Origin of the sequence: Yersinia sp. 1652 StPb PI (genome assembly GCF_041538345.1) — a bacterium.
GTDB classification, from domain to species: domain Bacteria; phylum Pseudomonadota; class Gammaproteobacteria; order Enterobacterales; family Enterobacteriaceae; genus Yersinia; species Yersinia enterocolitica_E.
In genome coordinates this window covers 3357074-3373475 of sequence record NZ_JAULSM010000001.1, presented here as the reverse complement: position 1 = coordinate 3373475, position 16402 = coordinate 3357074, and the positions used below count along the sequence as shown (strand labels likewise).

Sequence of the window (16402 nt, the reverse complement as noted above, 5' to 3'; positions counted from 1 at the left end):
CAGCTAAACCGCCACTGTAGTTTTGAAAAACTGCTTTGTTGTATAAACTACACGACTGTAAAGGAGAGTGTGTAATGCATAACGAAACCCCAATTATCCGACGTAAATCTACCCGGATTTACGTCGGTAAAGTGCCAATTGGTGATGGTGCGCCGATTGCAGTGCAATCGATGACCAATACTAAAACCACGGATGTTGCTGCGACTGTTGCCCAAATCGTAGCATTGCAACGTGTTGGTGTGGATATCGTGCGAGTCTCAGTACCTACCATGGAAGCGGCTGAGGCGTTTAAATTAATCAAGCAGCATAAAGACGTCATTGTGCCGCTGGTTGCTGATATTCATTTTGACTACCGTATCGCCCTGAAAGTGGCTGAGTACGGTGTTGATTGCTTGCGCATTAACCCCGGTAATATTGGCAACGAAGCCCGTATCCGAGACGTGGTTGCTAGCGCTCGCCACTACAACATCCCTATCCGTATCGGTATCAATGGTGGATCGCTGGAGAAAGATATTCAGGAGAAATACGGTGAACCTACGCCGGAAGCCCTGCTTGAATCCGCGATGCGTCATGTTGACATTCTTGACCGCCTCAATTTTGATCAGTTTAAAGTCAGTGTTAAAGCCTCAGATGTTTTCCTGGCGGTAAACTCCTATCGTTTGTTAGCCAAAAAAATCGACCAACCTTTGCATTTGGGTATCACCGAAGCGGGTGGTGCGCGCAGTGGTTCAGTTAAATCTGCCATTGGATTAGGTTTGTTGCTGTCTGAAGGTATTGGCGATACGTTGCGTATCTCGCTGGCGGCTGATCCGGTTGAAGAAGTCAAAGTCGGTTTCGATATTCTTAAATCTTTGCGCATCCGTGCCCGTGGGATTAACTTTATCGCTTGCCCAACATGCTCGCGCCAAGAGTTTGACGTTATCGGTACTGTGAATGCTTTAGAACAGCGGTTAGAAGATCTGATTACACCTATGGATGTCTCTATCATCGGTTGTGTGGTCAATGGCCCGGGTGAGGCCTTAGTGTCGACTATCGGTGTGACCGGTGCTCATAACAAAAGCGGTTTCTACGAAGACGGTGTTCGTCAAAAAGAACGCTTTGATAACAAAAATATGATTGACCAGTTGGAAGCCAAAATTCGGGCTAAAGCATCAATGCTTGATGCTAATAATCGGATTGTTATCAATCAATTGGATGATGAATAAACATCGTTGGTCATGGGTTGTCGGTCAGCACAAAAGCGGGTTTTAGCCCGCTTTACATTGCGCCAGTAGGGGTAACAAGTTGTCATCATTGAATATATGGGTGGCAAGCCTCTATAATCGGCTTTATTTTTTGCACCATGCCCAAAGTAATTAGAGTGGCTGCGAACGGCGCTGCTGCTTCAAGTAAACAGGGTATAAAACTACAGAGAACAGACGTGGCAAAGAACATTCAAGCCATCCGTGGTATGAACGACTACCTGCCAGCCGATACGGCAGTATGGCAGCGCATTGAAAGTATCTTGAAGCAAGTGCTTGCAGGCTACGGTTATAGCGAAATTCGCATGCCGATTGTAGAGCAGACCCCGTTATTCAAGCGCGCGATCGGTGAAGTCACCGACGTGGTTGAAAAAGAGATGTATACCTTTGATGATCGCAATGGCGAAAGTCTGACACTGCGTCCTGAGGGAACCGCAGGGTGTGTACGTGCAGGTATTGAACATGGTCTGCTGTACAATCAGGAACAGCGTCTGTGGTACATCGGTCCGATGTTCCGCTATGAGCGCCCACAGAAAGGCCGCTATCGTCAATTCCATCAGTTGGGTGCGGAAGTTTTCGGTCTGCAAGGGCCGGATATTGATGCTGAATTAATTTTGCTGACGGCCCGCTGGTGGCGTGCTTTAGGTATCTCAGAGCATGTGCAACTTGAACTGAACTCCATTGGATCATTGGATGCGCGTGCTGATTACCGTGAAGCGCTGGTGACTTTCCTCGAGCAACACGTTGAGGTACTGGACGAAGATTGTAAGCGCCGGATGTACAGTAATCCGCTGAGGGTGTTGGACTCCAAAAATCCCGATGTTCAATTGCTGCTAAATGATGCGCCTAAGCTATCTGAATATCTGGATGAAGAGTCAAAACAACATTTTGCAGGTCTGTGTGAACTTTTAGACCAGGCCAGCATCCCATATACCGTCAATGAGCGTTTAGTTCGTGGTTTAGATTATTATAACCGTACGGTATTTGAGTGGGTCACCAATAGCTTGGGCGCACAGGGCACTGTGTGTGCCGGTGGGCGTTACGACGGTTTGGTTGAACAACTCGGTGGGCGTGCAACGCCTGCGGTTGGTTTTGCCATGGGCCTTGAGCGTTTGGTTCTGTTAGTGCAGGCCGTAAATGCTGACTTCCAGGTACCAGCGACAGTAGATGTTTATGTCATTTCGTCTGGTCAGGGTACGCAAAGTGCCGCAATGCTACTTGCTGAAAACCTGCGTGATGCCATGCCAACGCTGAAATTAATGACCAATTACGGCGGTGGTAATGTCAAAAAGCAATTTACCCGCGCTGATAAGTGGGGTGCCCGTGTGGCATTAATGCTTGGCGAAAGCGAAGTAGCAGCACAGCAAGTGGTCGTAAAAGATTTGCGAAATGGTGAACAAGAAACGCTGGCGCAAGCGGATGTTGCTGCGCGTCTGGCTTTGATGTTGGGTTAAGGAGAGAGACACCGTGGAAGTCTATACCACTGAAAATGACCAGGTTGATGCAGTGCGCCGTTTCTTTAGTGAGAATGGTAAAGCGCTGGCCGTGGGTGTGGTGCTCGGGATTGGTGCATTAGTGGGTTGGCGTTACTGGCAGAGTCATCAGAACACTGTCTTGACGGAAGCCTCCTCTGCCTATCAGCAAGCCAGTGATGCTTTGTCAGCTAACAGTGCTGATGGTGTTGCTGTTGCTGAAAAATTTGTTCAGGGCAATAGCAATAACTACGGCGTACTGGCCGGGTTAGAGCTGGCTCATCACTTTGTTGAGCTAAATGAGTTTGATAAAGCGGCGCAACAACTCACTCAGGCGCTGGGTCAGACCAAAGATGAAAATCTGTTGTCACTGATTAATTTGCGTCTTGCACGTCTGCAATTGCAATTGAAGAAACCAGACGACGCATTGAAAACGCTGGATGCGGTGCAGGGTGATGGTTGGACTGCGATGGCTCAGGATGTCCGTGGCGATGCGCTATTGAGTAAAGGTGATACCGCAGGTGCGCGAGCTGCTTACAGCAAAGGCGTCGAATCAAATGCTTCTCAGGCGCTGCAAGCTTTGCTGCGCATGAAATTGAATAATTTGTCCAGCTAAGGGGTATTCCCATGCAATTGCGTAAAACACTCTTAGTAGGACTGGTATCTGTTGCCCTATTGAGCGGTTGTTCACTGTTTAACAGTGAAGAAGATGTGGTTACCATGTCACCACTGCCAAAAATTGAGAATCAATTCACACCAACTAAAGTGTGGAGTACCTCAGTAGGTGGTGGTGTCGGTGATTATTACTCCCATTTGCGCCCAGCCTGGCAGGGGACGACTGTCTTTGCCGCCGACCGTAAAGGTTTGGTGAAAGCCATGGACGCCGACAGCGGTAAGCAAATCTGGCAAACCGATTTGTCTGAAAAAACCAACTTCCTTTCCAGCAACCGTTCTGCAATGTTATCTGGTGGCGTCACTGCATCAGGTGCCCATGTGTATGTCGGCAGCGAGAAAGCGGTAGTTTATGCGCTTAATTCCGATGATGGTCAGGTTGCATGGCAGACCGTGGTGGCGGGTGAAGCATTATCTCGTCCGGTTGTCAGCGATGGGGTGGTACTGATCCATACATCAAATGGCATGCTGCAAGCACTGAATGAATCAGACGGTGCGATTAAGTGGACATTAAACCTCGATACACCAGCGCTCTCTCTGCGCGGTGAATCTGCGCCAGCAGTCGCATTCGGTGCAGCGATTGTCGGTGGTGACAATGGCCGCGTCAGTGCGGTAATGATGGAACAAGGCCAGTTGATCTGGCAACAGCGTATTTCCCAAGTGACAGGTACCACTGAAATTGACCGCCTGAACGACGTTGATACCACGCCTGTGGTTGTTGATGGTGTGGTTTATGCTTTGGCATACAATGGTAACTTGACTGCATTAGATCTGCGTTCCGGCCAGATCCTGTGGAAGCGTGAAATGGGATCAGTGAATGACATCATTGTCGACGCGGGTCGCATTTATCTGGTCGATCAAAATGACCGAATTGTTGCGCTGAAAACAGATGGCGGTATAACCCTTTGGAGTCAAAGCGATTTATTACATCGTAACTTGACAGCTCCTGTGATGTATAATGGGTATCTGGTTGTAGGTGATGCCGAAGGTTATCTGCACTGGGTGAATACCGATGATGGCCGTTTTGTCGCTCAGCAGAGCGTAGACAGCTCCGGCTTCCTGAGTGCGCCAGTGGTTGCCAGCGATAAGTTGTTGGTTCAGGCGAGAGGCGGCACGGTATACGCGTTCACCCGTTAATCCTGATTTAGTGCCTGTTTAACAGGCCAATAATAGGTCAATACCCAAAGTTATTGGTGTTGCAGCAAGGCAGCAAACGAATGAACCCTAATGAACTGATACCGTCAGTTATTCGGGTTAGTGAATGCCGCTAATATCGCAGCAACGTTCAAAACGCAGGGTTTTAAGCGGCTCCTGAGATTCAGGGGCCGTTTGTCTTCTAAAAACTGCGCTGTTGCAGGTTTGGTACAGCGCTGTAATGATTTGAAAATTAAGTAATGAGGCTTCAACAATGATACCTGTCATCGCGCTGGTCGGGCGCCCGAATGTGGGTAAATCCACTCTATTTAACCGTTTAACGCACACCCGTGATGCGTTAGTTGCGGACTTTCCCGGGCTAACGCGTGACCGTAAATATGGTCGTGCCGAGGTCGAGGGTCATGAGTTTATTGTTATCGATACCGGAGGTATTGATGGCACAGAAGATGGCGTAGAAACCAAGATGGCAGGTCAATCGTTATTGGCGATTGAAGAGGCCGATATTGTCCTGTTTATGGTTGATGCCCGTGCGGGCTTGATGCCTGCGGATCAGGGGATTGCCCAGCATCTGCGCAGTCGTGAAAAAGCGACTTTCCTGGTTGCCAACAAAACTGATGGTATTGATCCAGATACTGCTACAGCAGATTTCTATTCATTGGGCTTAGGTGAAGTTCATGCTATCGCGGCGTCCCATGGCCGTGGTGTGACTCAGTTGATTGAAGATGTTATGGCACCTTATATGGATGCTGTAGAACCTGAAATTGAATTGACCGATGAAGAAGCGAATGCGGCTTATTGGGCCGCACAGGAAGCTGAGGACGACGCTGTTCCTGAAGATGACGCAGAAGATGATTTTGACCCACGGACTCTGCCAATCAAACTGGCAATTGTCGGGCGTCCTAATGTAGGTAAGTCCACACTAACCAACCGCATTCTCGGTGAAGATCGGGTGGTGGTCTATGATATGCCGGGCACCACGCGTGACAGCATTTATATTCCTATGACCCGCGATGAGCGTGAATATATCCTGATTGATACTGCGGGGGTGCGTAAACGCGGCAAAATCACCGAAACGGTTGAAAAATTCTCAGTAATTAAAACCTTGCAGGCCATCGAAGATTCCAATGTTGTACTGTTGGTTATTGATGCTCGTGATGGTATTTCGGATCAGGACCTGTCGCTGTTGGGCTTTATTCTCAATAGTGGGCGCTCACTTGTTATTGCGGTCAACAAATGGGATGGCATGACAGAAGAAGCGCGTGCGCAGGTTAAAGATATGCTGGATCTGCGTCTTGGTTTTGTCGATTTTGCGCGGATTCACTTTATCTCAGCCTTACATGGCAGTGGCGTGGGTAATCTGTTTGAATCTATTCAAGAAGCTTATGACTGCTCAACCAAACGTGTGGGCACTTCCTTACTGACCCGCATTATGCAGATGGCCGAAGAAGACCATCAGCCTCCTTTGGTGCGTGGCCGTCGCGTCAAATTGAAGTATGCCCATGCTGGGGGTTACAACCCGCCGATTGTCGTAATCCACGGCAACCAGGTTACTGACCTGTCGGATTCGTATAAACGCTACCTGATGAATTACTTCCGTCGTTCATTGAAAGTAATGGGGACGCCAATTCGCATCCAGTTTAAAGAGGGCGAGAACCCATTCGCGGGTAAGCGCAATCCATTAACACCAAATCAGATGCGTAAACGTAAGCGTTTGATGTCGCACTTGAAAAAAGGTAAATAATCTACCCTTCATCTGTCAAGTTGCAGGTGTGTTGGCTGCTATCAATAACCCGAATCACTTGACTGCGTAAGCTCATCGGGATTAATGAGCCTCATCCTTGAGGCTCACCCTGCGGGCTAGCATAAATGCTGTACAAATCGGTTCCCGACCGATTTGTATCTCGCTTGCCGCTTTCCTGTATCTTGACATCTATTGGGTATACTAAAAAGCGCGGGCATTCCGCGCTTTTTGCACATTTAACGACCGCGGTCAGTAAAACGCAGCTTTGGCCGCTTAACCGTAAACAAAGGGAGTTGAAAGTCAGTCATGTCTTGGGAAACCTGGAGTTTTGCATTTAGTGTCACGATGCCTAACTTGCTGATGATGTTACTCGGTGTGCTGTTACGGCGCTTTGGCTTGATGGATGATCGCTTCTGCGATGGTGCCACCAAGCTGGTCTTCAATCTCGCCCTCCCTTGTCTACTGTTTTTTAGTGTCGCGACCAATCATGTCAGCTTATTGGATAACCTACCCTTGGTTGTTTATGGCGCTATTGGTACGTTGGTGACCTTCTTGCTGTTGGAAGTCGCCGCCAAGTGGTTGGTAAAAGACCCAAAAGAGCGTGGTGTATTCGTGCAGGGAGGGTTCAGAGCCAATACTGCTATCGTGGGGTTGGCTTTTGCCATGACGGCATATGGTGCCGAAGGGGTGGCACTCGGCTCGATGTATCTGACGGTGACAGTAATTTTATTTAATATGCTGTCGGTGATCACCCTGACTCGCAGTCTGCAAGCTGGGCAGGGCGGCAAAATCAGTAAATTGGCACTGTTACGCAGTATTGTGACTAATCCGCTGATAATTGGGCTACTGTGCGGTTTACTCTACGCACAAACGCAATTACCCCTTCCTCAGGTGATTGTCCAGACGGGGAGTTATATCTCTGCTTTGGCATTACCATTGGCTCTGTTGTGCACCGGAGCGAGCCTCGACTGGCACGCGATGTTCCGTTCTTCCAATGTGGCAGCGTTATCTTCAACAGCTAAATTATTCGTGGTGCCAATATTGATGACCGTTGGTGGCTTGTTGATGGGCTTTCGTGGGGCGACATTAGGGATTATATTTCTGTTCTCTGCCACTCCAACGGCGGCTGGCAGTTATGTTATGACCCGCGCCATGGGAGGCAATGCCACCCTGGCGGCGAATATCATTGCCATCACCACGGTCGGTTCATTCTTTACCACCGCGCTGGGGATTTACTTCCTACGATCGCTCGGGGTGATGTAGTTTTTAAGGAGAAGTCGATGGATGCATTATGCCCGGTTTGCCAAAAACTGATGACCGAAGTAAGTGGCCACTTTCATTGCTCTAATTGCCATGGCAACTATCAGCAACAGGCGGAGTGCCCTGATTGCGCCAAACCGTTGCAGGTGCTGAAGGCGTGTGGCGCGATTGATTATTTCTGCCAGCACGGTCACGGACTCATTTCGAAAAGCCGCGTTCACTTTAGTTACTTGCCGACGATATGACTGGCAGCAATTGAGCCAGGCGGCGTTACTCTTTTGCCGCTTTCCGTTGACGAACCTTCTTCGCCACATTGATTTGGGTGATTTCACTTTCTACCCAACCGTCCTGCAATCGGGTGGTCAGCTTATCACCTGTCTGCACCTGCTTAGTGGTTTTCAGCACTACCCCAGCCGGAGTCTGCGTGACACTGTAGCCACGGGCCAAGGTTGCTAATGGGCTGACGGCCTCTAACTGCGAGCAGGCGATACCAAAACGCTGCCGATAACCATTAAGCTGGCGCTCTAATGCCTGACGCAAACGGTATTCCTGCTGCTGCACTTGCTGGCTGTAACGGTGAATTTGCCCTTGCGGTTGCACTTGCGCGAGGCGCTGCTGGAGCCGTTCGGTGCGCCGGCTTAACCAGCGGATTTGGTTTTGCGCGCTCTCTTCCAGGCGGCGTTGCAGCTTTAATAACAGGGTCTGCTGACGTGCCAGTCGCAAATGTGGATGTTGTTGCTGTAAACGGTGTTCAAGGCGGGTGAATTGCTGGCCGCGCTGCGCCAGATAATAATCCATCGCCATTTCCATCCGCTGCTGCTGCCCTTGAATTTGCCTGACCAGCTCAATCTGGTTACGGCTTACTAATTCTGCGGCAGCAGACGGTGTTGGCGCCCGCAAGTCAGCGACAAAATCAGCAATAGTGATGTCGGTTTCATGGCCGACCGCACTGACTATCGGGATGTGGCTATTGAAAATAGCGCGGGCGACCCGTTCGTCGTTAAAACTCCACAGGTCTTCCAGCGATCCGCCGCCGCGCCCGACGATTAATATATCGCACTCGGCACGTAGGTTAGCTAACTGAATGGCACGGACTATCTGCAATGGAGCATCAACTCCTTGCACTGCTGTTGGGTAAATAATTACCGGCAATGATGGGTCACGGCGTTGCAAAACCTGTAGAACATCATGCAGCGCCGCACCACTGGCAGAGGTGATGACGCCAACTTGCCTGGCAGGACTTGGCAACGGTTGTTTATGATGTTGATCAAATAGCCCTTCCGCCGCCAGTTGTTGCTTGAGTTGATCAAACTGTTGTTGCAGCAATCCGTCACCGGCAGGCTGCATGCTTTCCGCAATTAACTGATAATCGCCACGCGGCTCGTACAGGGTAATCGATGCCCTGACCAACACTTGCTGACCATTTTGTGGACGAAACGTGGTGCGGCGGTTAGTGTTGCGAAACATCGCGCAACGCACCTGCGCTTGAGCGTCTTTTAGGGTGAAATACCAGTGACCGGATGACGGTTGGGAGAAATTGGATATCTCGGCCGTGAGCCAAATCTGGCCCATTTCCATTTCCAGCAGTTGTCGCACCGTCTGATTAAGACGGCTAACAGTAAAAATTGTTGATGCGGAAGATTGTGACATGTGACCTGGATCAAATTTTAAAACAAGCACTTAATTGATCGATATTACCTACCTCAGACCGGTTGGCAAGAAAAATTATGAGAAAGTGCTGGAGGCAACCGATTACGCTCTGTATAATGCCACGGCAATATTTTATCTTTTCACATCCACCTTGGTGAGATATTGCCCATGCTACGTATCAAGAAAGAAGCTCTGACATTTGACGACGTTCTCCTGGTTCCAGCCCACTCCACAGTTTTGCCTAATACGGCCGAACTTGGCACTCAACTGACCGCAACTATCCGCCTAAATATCCCTATGCTGTCCGCAGCCATGGATACCGTTACCGAAGCTCGTCTGGCCATTGCGCTGGCACAAGAGGGCGGTTTAGGTTTCATTCACAAAAATATGTCCATTGAGCGCCAGGCTGAAGAAGTCAGCCGCGTGAAAAAACACGAAAGTGGCGTTGTTACCGAGCCGCAGACTGTTACCCCAACCACCACACTGCGCCAAGTGAAAGAATTGACTGCCCGTAACGGTTTTGCTGGTTACCCGGTGGTAACCGAAGATTATGAGCTGGTTGGCATTATCACTGGCCGTGATGTGCGCTTTGTGACTGACTTAGACCAACCCGTGACGGCGGTGATGACACCGAAAGAGCGTCTGGTTACCGTCAAGGAAGGCGAAGCTCGCGAAATTGTCTTGCAAAAAATGCATGAAAAACGTGTCGAGAAAGCATTGGTTGTTGATGATAGCTTCCATCTGCGCGGCATGATTACTGTAAAAGACTTCCAGAAGGCAGAGCGCAAACCTAACGCCTGTAAGGACGAACATGGCCGTCTACGTGTTGGGGCTGCTGTGGGTGCCGGTGCCGGCAATGAAGAGCGTATCGACGCGCTGGTCACCGCAGGTGTTGATGTTTTACTGATTGACTCATCCCATGGTCACTCTGAAGGTGTTCTGCAACGAATCCGTGAAACCCGTGCCAAATATCCTAACCTGCAAATCGTTGGCGGTAACGTTGCGACGGGCGCGGGTGCAAAAGCCTTGGCTGATGCCGGTGTGAGTGCCGTAAAAGTAGGGATTGGTCCAGGTTCAATTTGCACCACCCGTATTGTGACTGGTGTAGGTGTGCCACAGATCACGGCGATTGCTGATGCGGTCGAAGCACTGGAAGGTACCGGTATTCCGGTGATTGCTGATGGCGGTATCCGTTTCTCTGGCGATATTTCTAAAGCCATTGCCGCGGGTGCTTCCTGTGTCATGGTGGGGTCTATGCTGGCAGGGACTGAAGAGTCTCCGGGCGAAATCGAACTCTATCAGGGTCGTTCATTCAAATCTTACCGTGGTATGGGCTCACTGGGCGCGATGTCCAAAGGCTCTTCTGACCGTTACTTCCAAACTGACAATGCTGCCGATAAACTGGTACCGGAAGGTATTGAAGGTCGTGTCGCATACAAAGGTTTGTTGAAAGAGATTGTACATCAGCAAATGGGGGGCTTGCGCTCCTGCATGGGGCTTACCGGTTGTGCCACTATCAATGAATTGCGTACCAAAGCTGAGTTTGTGCGCATCAGTGGTGCAGGGATTCAAGAAAGCCATGTGCATGATGTGACTATCACTAAAGAATCCCCTAACTATCGCATGGGCTAATTCCAGGGGCTTAAACCGGCGAATTTGGTCATCGTTCGCGGCTCGCATTGCTCATTGACTTAGTGTCAACTGCGTATGCTGTGCTGCGGGCGTTAACTAACTTCTTAGCTTCGCCGACTGGAATGATTCATAAATAATTATGGTAACTATTTAATTTTATTATTTCTCTGTGGAATACGCCGCACATGACAAAAAATATCCATAAGCATCGCATCCTTATTCTTGATTTCGGCTCGCAATACACCCAACTGGTGGCGCGACGCGTTCGTGAAATCGGTGTCTATTGTGAACTATGGGCGTGGGACGTAACCGAAGCTCAGATCCGCGAATTTAATCCAAGCGGCATCATTCTTTCTGGCGGTCCTGAAAGCACGACTGAGCACGACAGCCCACGCGCACCTGATTACGTGTTCACTGCGGGTGTCCCGGTATTAGGTGTGTGCTACGGTATGCAGACTATGGCGATGCAACTGGGGGGGAAAGTTGAAGGTTCAAATCAGCGCGAGTTCGGTTATGCGCAGGTGGAAATCAAAACTGACAGCGCACTGATCCGCGATATCAAAGATGCTATCAATCCAGCCAATGAAGCAATATTGGATGTATGGATGAGCCATGGTGACAAAGTCACTGCCATCCCAGCTGATTTTGTGACGGTTGCCAGCACCGATACCTGCCCGTTTGCCATTATGGCCAACGAAGAAAAGCGTTTTTATGGCGTGCAGTTCCATCCAGAAGTCACACATACCAAACAAGGCCAACGCCTGTTAGAGCGCTTTGTGTTGGATATCTGCGGCTGTGAAGCCTTATGGACCCCGGCCACCATTATCGAAGACGCCATTGTTCGTCTGCGTGAGCAAATTGGTGAAGACCATGTGATTCTTGGCCTGTCCGGTGGTGTTGACTCCTCTGTGACGGCAATGCTGCTGCATCGTGCTATTGGTGACCGCCTGACTTGTGTGTTTGTCGATAACGGGCTGCTACGGTTGAACGAAGCCGACCAAGTGCTGGAAATGTTCGGTGATAAATTCGGCCTGAATATTGTTCATGTTGCCGCCGAAAATCGTTTCCTTGCAGCGCTGGCTGGTGTCGATGAACCTGAAGCGAAGCGTAAAATCATTGGTCGCGTGTTTGTCGAACTGTTTGATGAAGAAGCGTGTAAGCAAGATCAAGTGAAGTGGTTGGCACAAGGCACCATCTACCCTGATGTGATTGAATCAGCCGCGTCTGCTACTGGTAAAGCACACGTAATTAAATCTCACCACAATGTGGGCGGTTTGCCGAAAGAGATGAAATTGGGGCTGGTTGAGCCGCTGAAAGAGCTGTTTAAAGATGAAGTACGCAAAATTGGCCTGGAATTAGGTCTGCCGTACGACATGCTATATCGCCATCCATTCCCAGGTCCAGGTTTGGGTGTACGTGTTCTGGGCGAAGTAAAAAAAGAGTATTGTGACTTGCTGCGCCGCGCTGATGCCATCTTTATCGAAGAGCTGCATAAAGCTGATCTGTACAATAAAGTGAGCCAAGCCTTTACTGTATTCCTGCCAGTGCGTTCTGTTGGTGTGATGGGCGATGGGCGTAAATACGATTGGGTGGTTTCACTGCGCGCAGTAGAAACCATCGATTTTATGACCGCACATTGGGCGCATCTGCCATACGACTTCCTGGGCCGCGTTTCAAACCGCATTATCAATGAAGTGAATGGTATTTCCCGTGTAGTTTACGATATCAGTGGCAAGCCACCCGCTACCATTGAGTGGGAATAGTATACGGCCGTTTGAATACTATTTAACACGATAGAAAAACCCTTAAGCCCTCTGCATTCATAGAGGGCTTTCTCTTTTCTACGATTGATAAAGATTGACGGAAGACTCAAATTTCTGACGGTATATTAAATGATGCTCAGTTCATTCCTACCGGCCTGGCCGATGCCGCAATGAATCGCGTTGCTACTGCGCGTGACGTGTCACTCGCTCCGGTTATTCGCATATTTCGGTTCTGATGATTTCGTTATCTAGCTGCGGCAAGGACTGAACAGTAAGTGCATTGACACTTATCCTCGCACAACAGATGATTTGATATTCAGCCAAGCGTATTACTGATTTTGAGGGCAAATACGGGGTCTGACGCGGTGTTTATCGATTTTGGCTAAGGCAGCAGCATTAAATCAGTGAGTAATAGCTGGAAAAAAGAATAGATCGCTCATCAGGCAAGGGGGATGCTCTCGTACTGACCTTTGTATTCCCAGTTACCACGCGACAGCAACATTTGCCCGGAGCCCAGCGGCAAGGCCGGTGTATTACTGATCACGACCCGTATGCGTGATTGTTATTTTGTAATAAAATTATCATTTCTTTTGATTTGGTATTATTGTCTTCCCTTTTAGAGTTCGATTTACGCGAACAATTGAAGAATCTGTACTGTCTGCTTTAAGGGGATTAGATCGATTATTTGTTCTTAATTTATTACGAGCCTCATCAAGCTGTAATGTTAATTCGAGCATGTCTTGAGATAGTTTATTATTGGTTTCTAGCATGACTTCTTTCTCTGAAATCAATTCATCCCTCTCGACAATTAGACTTTTTTTCTCAGAAATTAGTGCTTTTTTCTCAGCAATCAATTCATTTTTCTCTTTGGTTATTTCTCCTGTTTTTTCCTTGGAAATTTCAATATCTTCCTTCATTTTCTGGATTTCCTCTTGACCGCCTGTTATTTCTCTTTCATAAGCGATATCTGCGCGGGCACGTTTTTGCTCGGTGATTTTTTTTCTATCTAAGGTCGCGTCATTTCTATCCGCATATCCCTCCATGGATGCCATGGTTGGCTTGTTTTGTATCGATATAACTTTCGCCGAGATAATTGGTAATAATATAGTTATTAATACGGTTGAAATGATAGGAAATATCATCGCTGTTAGCATCGTCGAATTGTCTTTTATCATGACAATTTTATCTTCGATGGTGGCTGCGCTGAATAGCATCACAAGAATGTTATCCCAATTAAAAATTAGCCAAGAAAAGCACAGAGCACCAATTACCGGACTTTTTATACGCTCAACAGCAGTCGCACGCATAGCAGTAAAGAGTTCTTTAAAAAAATCGAGCATGACTTCACTTTGTAAGTGTTTGTGTGTGAATGTGATTATAGGCAGAAAGCACAGGGGATATAAGGGTTTTAGAGAAAAAAAGCCCCTCTGCGTAGAGGGCAAGACACAGCACTCACCGGTTAACTGGGTGTTGATGCGGTGGCTGGACTTGAACCTGCGGCCTTCTTCCCGTGTTGCTAGCTACAATTCTGTAAGCCGCTCTTTCTACTGAGTTGCCCCACAACGCTAAGAGTACTCAGGTAAAGCATTGCAGATGTACACCAGCACGATCTTATCCGCCGGATCACGCTCTATGAATGAATCGCAAGAGCCTCAGTAATCGGAATTTACCATAGTGAGGTTGTCATAATGGCTGTTAGCTTAATTCAACCCCCCATTCTTAGGGGCTTTTTATTTTGGCTGCGATTAAATAAAAATTTATATTTTACCTTCACGGATAAATAAAAAATGAACGATGCTTTTGTGAGTATCGCTTTTAAGTAAGGTTACTGTATGTGAATATAAAATTTGTGACGCTTACCTTCCCATTTGATGTGAAAAATTATATTTGGTTTCTTTATAATTAACAGGTGAAATATGAATGCTAAAATTAGTATTTTGATTGTTCCTTGTGTCTTTATATCAATATCCACAATGGCAGAGCATAATAATGAAGATAATGTCTGTTTTTATTCAAAAGATAATTATTCTGAAAAGGAGGACGGCACAAAATTTTGCGTGCCTTATTATACCGAGGATGAATGGCTATTTAGTCAATGGAATAATAATATTGCATCAATAAAAATCCCGCTAAATTTACGGGTTGAGGTTTTTAGTGATTATTCATTTTTGGGGAAGTCTGCTACGCTTTATAAAAACACCAATGCGGCTGAGTTGGCGCAGTATGGATTAACAGCAGACATCAGTTCTTATCGTGTATTACCAAAGAATTTATATCCTGAGAATAAGAGGGTGACATTCAATTACCATTCAGACATTTTCGCTGAAAAATATTTCAGCTATGATTATTATGTTAACAATGGTCATAGCATCTTTTTAACCAAGCAAAGTCAGCCTATTGGTGCTGATGGACAAAGTTCTTACTTCTTTTATAGTCATGCAGGGCAGATAATGACGGCCTTTATCGGGCAAGGGTTTGATCGCAACCTTTACTGTTTGTCACCGGTGGTTCGGCGTAGTTCCCAGCTTGATGCTGATGTGGCATTTACCTATTGTGATTTTAATAATTCTGGCCAGTATTGGTTCCCTCAGGTGGTAGAAAATGAAATAAGATTAGTCAATCAAGGGACGGGTACCGCGTTATCATTAGATCAAATCGGTTTCTATGTGAGCTTACATACTAGCCCGATTAATATTCTACATGGCAGGGAACAACATTTTCAGCAGGGAACCGTGGATAAATACACTCTATGGTTTGATGCGTCTACTATTGAAACGTGGCAGGAAAAGGCAGTCAGACCATTATTACAATATAAGGAAACGCTTGAATCAAGGGGGGTAAATGACCAACGTGAGGTAATAACCCATCGGTTGGACCAACCAGATGATACCTATATCTATTTGGGAAATAAGGAAGGTAGGAATCATATTTATTATGATGCGGAAACTCAATCACTGATGGCTTATAATAAATTAAGTAAAGGTAAAGCGTTAATAGAGTCCTCGTGCCTTTCATTATTGAATGATGGCACTGACCAACCTTCGGCGATTAGCTTTACCTACCATCGCAGTAACTACAGTGATAATAGTTTAGAGTACCGTTGTGATAATGGAGTAGCTTATAATATATACAGCAAAAAATGGTACTTTATGGCTGACTGGGAATATCATTATCTGGTTAATGGATATAAAAATAAAGTTTTGCATTTTTATATGAATGAAAAACCACCATATATTAACTTCAAAGGTGTGATGACCGGGCCAAAATTAGGTGAATACATTGGTGCAGCAGTGAACTTTAATGAGCGAACCCCCCATGATGCAGTATTCATTAATAGTCCGGCCTTAGGCTATGTGCTTGATGTAGAAAAGGCTATTTGTGCATTGCACGGATTTACCGATGATCAAGGCACACATTGTGATTATCTAAGTGCCACATGGTCTGCAACAGATGCTGATACTTGGGATGTAAGCCTCAGTCGCGACTATATGCCCTGGCTGCTGGCGCAAATTTCTCACAAGTTGCATACAAGTGAATGGACTGCTGCGTTGGATGCTTACCTGCAAAAAGTTGAAACACTGGAAACCTTCTTTGAGACCAATAAAGAGCATCCGGTCGATGATGCAATATGGCAACAAACCAAAACACTGCTGGTGGAATTTTTACGTACCTATAACTCAACCGAATATCAGCAAGTTTGGCATCAAGTGGCATATGTCCTTAATCGTATTGAAGTAATGATTGAGGTGAAGGCATGATCCGGCTCTATAGTTACAAAATGTGATATGAATCACGTTTTGCTTTACCCCTTCACTG

12 protein-coding genes are annotated in these 16402 nt (G+C 47.3%); 10 read left to right on the top strand and 2 right to left on the bottom strand.

Annotation, left to right across the window (positions count from 1 at the left end):
• Positions 1-74: 74 nt before the first annotated feature.
• The 7 genes from ispG to Q2T71_RS15320 all read left to right on the top strand — a co-directional run bounded on the left by ispG (position 75) and on the right by Q2T71_RS15320 (position 7786).
• A complete protein-coding gene (gene ispG / locus Q2T71_RS15350) occupies positions 75-1205 on the top strand; it encodes a flavodoxin-dependent (E)-4-hydroxy-3-methylbut-2-enyl-diphosphate synthase (RefSeq protein WP_372559661.1) in 1131 nt (376 codons plus the stop codon).
• 215 nt (positions 1206-1420) lie between these two features.
• Entirely contained in the window at positions 1421-2695 is a 1275-nt protein-coding gene (hisS, locus tag Q2T71_RS15345) for a histidine--tRNA ligase (RefSeq protein ID WP_372559660.1), read from the top strand.
• A 13-nt stretch (positions 2696-2708) separates the two neighbouring features.
• Entirely contained in the window at positions 2709-3329 is a 621-nt protein-coding gene (locus Q2T71_RS15340; RefSeq protein WP_372559659.1) for a YfgM family protein, read from the top strand.
• Between the two features lie 11 nt (positions 3330-3340).
• Entirely contained in the window at positions 3341-4522 is a 1182-nt protein-coding gene (gene bamB / locus Q2T71_RS15335) for an outer membrane protein assembly factor BamB (RefSeq protein WP_083163205.1), read from the top strand.
• A 271-nt stretch (positions 4523-4793) separates the two neighbouring features.
• A complete protein-coding gene (der, locus tag Q2T71_RS15330) occupies positions 4794-6281 on the top strand; it encodes a ribosome biogenesis GTPase Der (RefSeq protein ID WP_372559658.1) in 1488 nt (495 codons plus the stop codon).
• 306 nt (positions 6282-6587) lie between these two features.
• Complete coding sequence (locus Q2T71_RS15325; RefSeq protein WP_083163209.1) at positions 6588-7544, top strand: AEC family transporter; 957 nt, start codon at positions 6588-6590, stop codon at positions 7542-7544.
• 17 nt (positions 7545-7561) lie between these two features.
• Positions 7562-7786, top strand: coding sequence for a zinc ribbon domain-containing protein (locus Q2T71_RS15320; RefSeq protein WP_372559657.1), 225 nt, complete (start codon positions 7562-7564; stop codon positions 7784-7786).
• Between the two features lie 25 nt (positions 7787-7811).
• Here Q2T71_RS15320 and xseA read toward each other — a convergent pair whose 3' ends face one another.
• Positions 7812-9191 carry an exodeoxyribonuclease VII large subunit gene (xseA, locus tag Q2T71_RS15315; protein WP_372559656.1) on the bottom strand — a complete coding sequence of 460 codons (1380 nt, stop codon included), beginning with the start codon at positions 9189-9191 and terminating at the stop codon, positions 7812-7814.
• Between the two features lie 168 nt (positions 9192-9359).
• Here xseA and guaB point away from each other — a divergent pair, with 168 nt between their 5' ends.
• Both guaB and guaA read left to right on the top strand, forming a co-directional pair.
• Complete coding sequence (gene guaB / locus Q2T71_RS15310; protein ID WP_083163216.1) at positions 9360-10823, top strand: IMP dehydrogenase; 1464 nt, start codon at positions 9360-9362, stop codon at positions 10821-10823.
• 185 nt (positions 10824-11008) lie between these two features.
• Positions 11009-12586 (top strand): glutamine-hydrolyzing GMP synthase, encoded by a 1578-nt coding sequence (gene guaA / locus Q2T71_RS15305; protein WP_083163218.1) that lies wholly within the window; start codon positions 11009-11011, stop codon positions 12584-12586.
• Between the two features lie 581 nt (positions 12587-13167).
• On the opposite strand, the gene Q2T71_RS15300 is transcribed toward guaA, so the two are convergent.
• On the bottom strand, positions 13168-13926 hold the full coding sequence (locus Q2T71_RS15300) for a hypothetical protein (protein WP_372559655.1): 759 nt from the start codon (positions 13924-13926) through the stop codon (positions 13168-13170).
• Positions 13927-14502: 576 nt separating this feature from the next.
• Here Q2T71_RS15300 and Q2T71_RS15295 point away from each other — a divergent pair.
• The gene (locus tag Q2T71_RS15295) at positions 14503-16344 is read left to right on the top strand and encodes a hypothetical protein (RefSeq protein WP_372559654.1); all 1842 of its coding nucleotides are present in this window, start codon (positions 14503-14505) and stop codon (positions 16342-16344) included.
• Positions 16345-16402: the final 58 nt, after the last annotated feature.

What these genes read in the sequence shown, in the direction of transcription:
- bamB (WP_083163205.1), top strand. Translation starts at nt 3,341, where the DNA reads ATGCAATTGCGTAAAACACTCTTAGTAGGACTGGTATCTGTTGCCCTA.
- Q2T71_RS15295 (WP_372559654.1), top strand. Translation starts at nt 14,503, where the DNA reads ATGAATGCTAAAATTAGTATTTTGATTGTTCCTTGTGTCTTTATATCA.
- xseA (WP_372559656.1), bottom strand. Translation starts at nt 9,191, where the DNA reads ATGTCACAATCTTCCGCATCAACAATTTTTACTGTTAGCCGTCTTAAT.
- guaA (WP_083163218.1), top strand. Translation starts at nt 11,009, where the DNA reads ATGACAAAAAATATCCATAAGCATCGCATCCTTATTCTTGATTTCGGC.
- Q2T71_RS15320 (WP_372559657.1), top strand. Translation starts at nt 7,562, where the DNA reads ATGGATGCATTATGCCCGGTTTGCCAAAAACTGATGACCGAAGTAAGT.
- Q2T71_RS15300 (WP_372559655.1), bottom strand. Translation starts at nt 13,926, where the DNA reads ATGCTCGATTTTTTTAAAGAACTCTTTACTGCTATGCGTGCGACTGCT.
- ispG (WP_372559661.1), top strand. Translation starts at nt 75, where the DNA reads ATGCATAACGAAACCCCAATTATCCGACGTAAATCTACCCGGATTTAC.
- Q2T71_RS15325 (WP_083163209.1), top strand. Translation starts at nt 6,588, where the DNA reads ATGTCTTGGGAAACCTGGAGTTTTGCATTTAGTGTCACGATGCCTAAC.
- der (WP_372559658.1), top strand. Translation starts at nt 4,794, where the DNA reads ATGATACCTGTCATCGCGCTGGTCGGGCGCCCGAATGTGGGTAAATCC.
- guaB (WP_083163216.1), top strand. Translation starts at nt 9,360, where the DNA reads ATGCTACGTATCAAGAAAGAAGCTCTGACATTTGACGACGTTCTCCTG.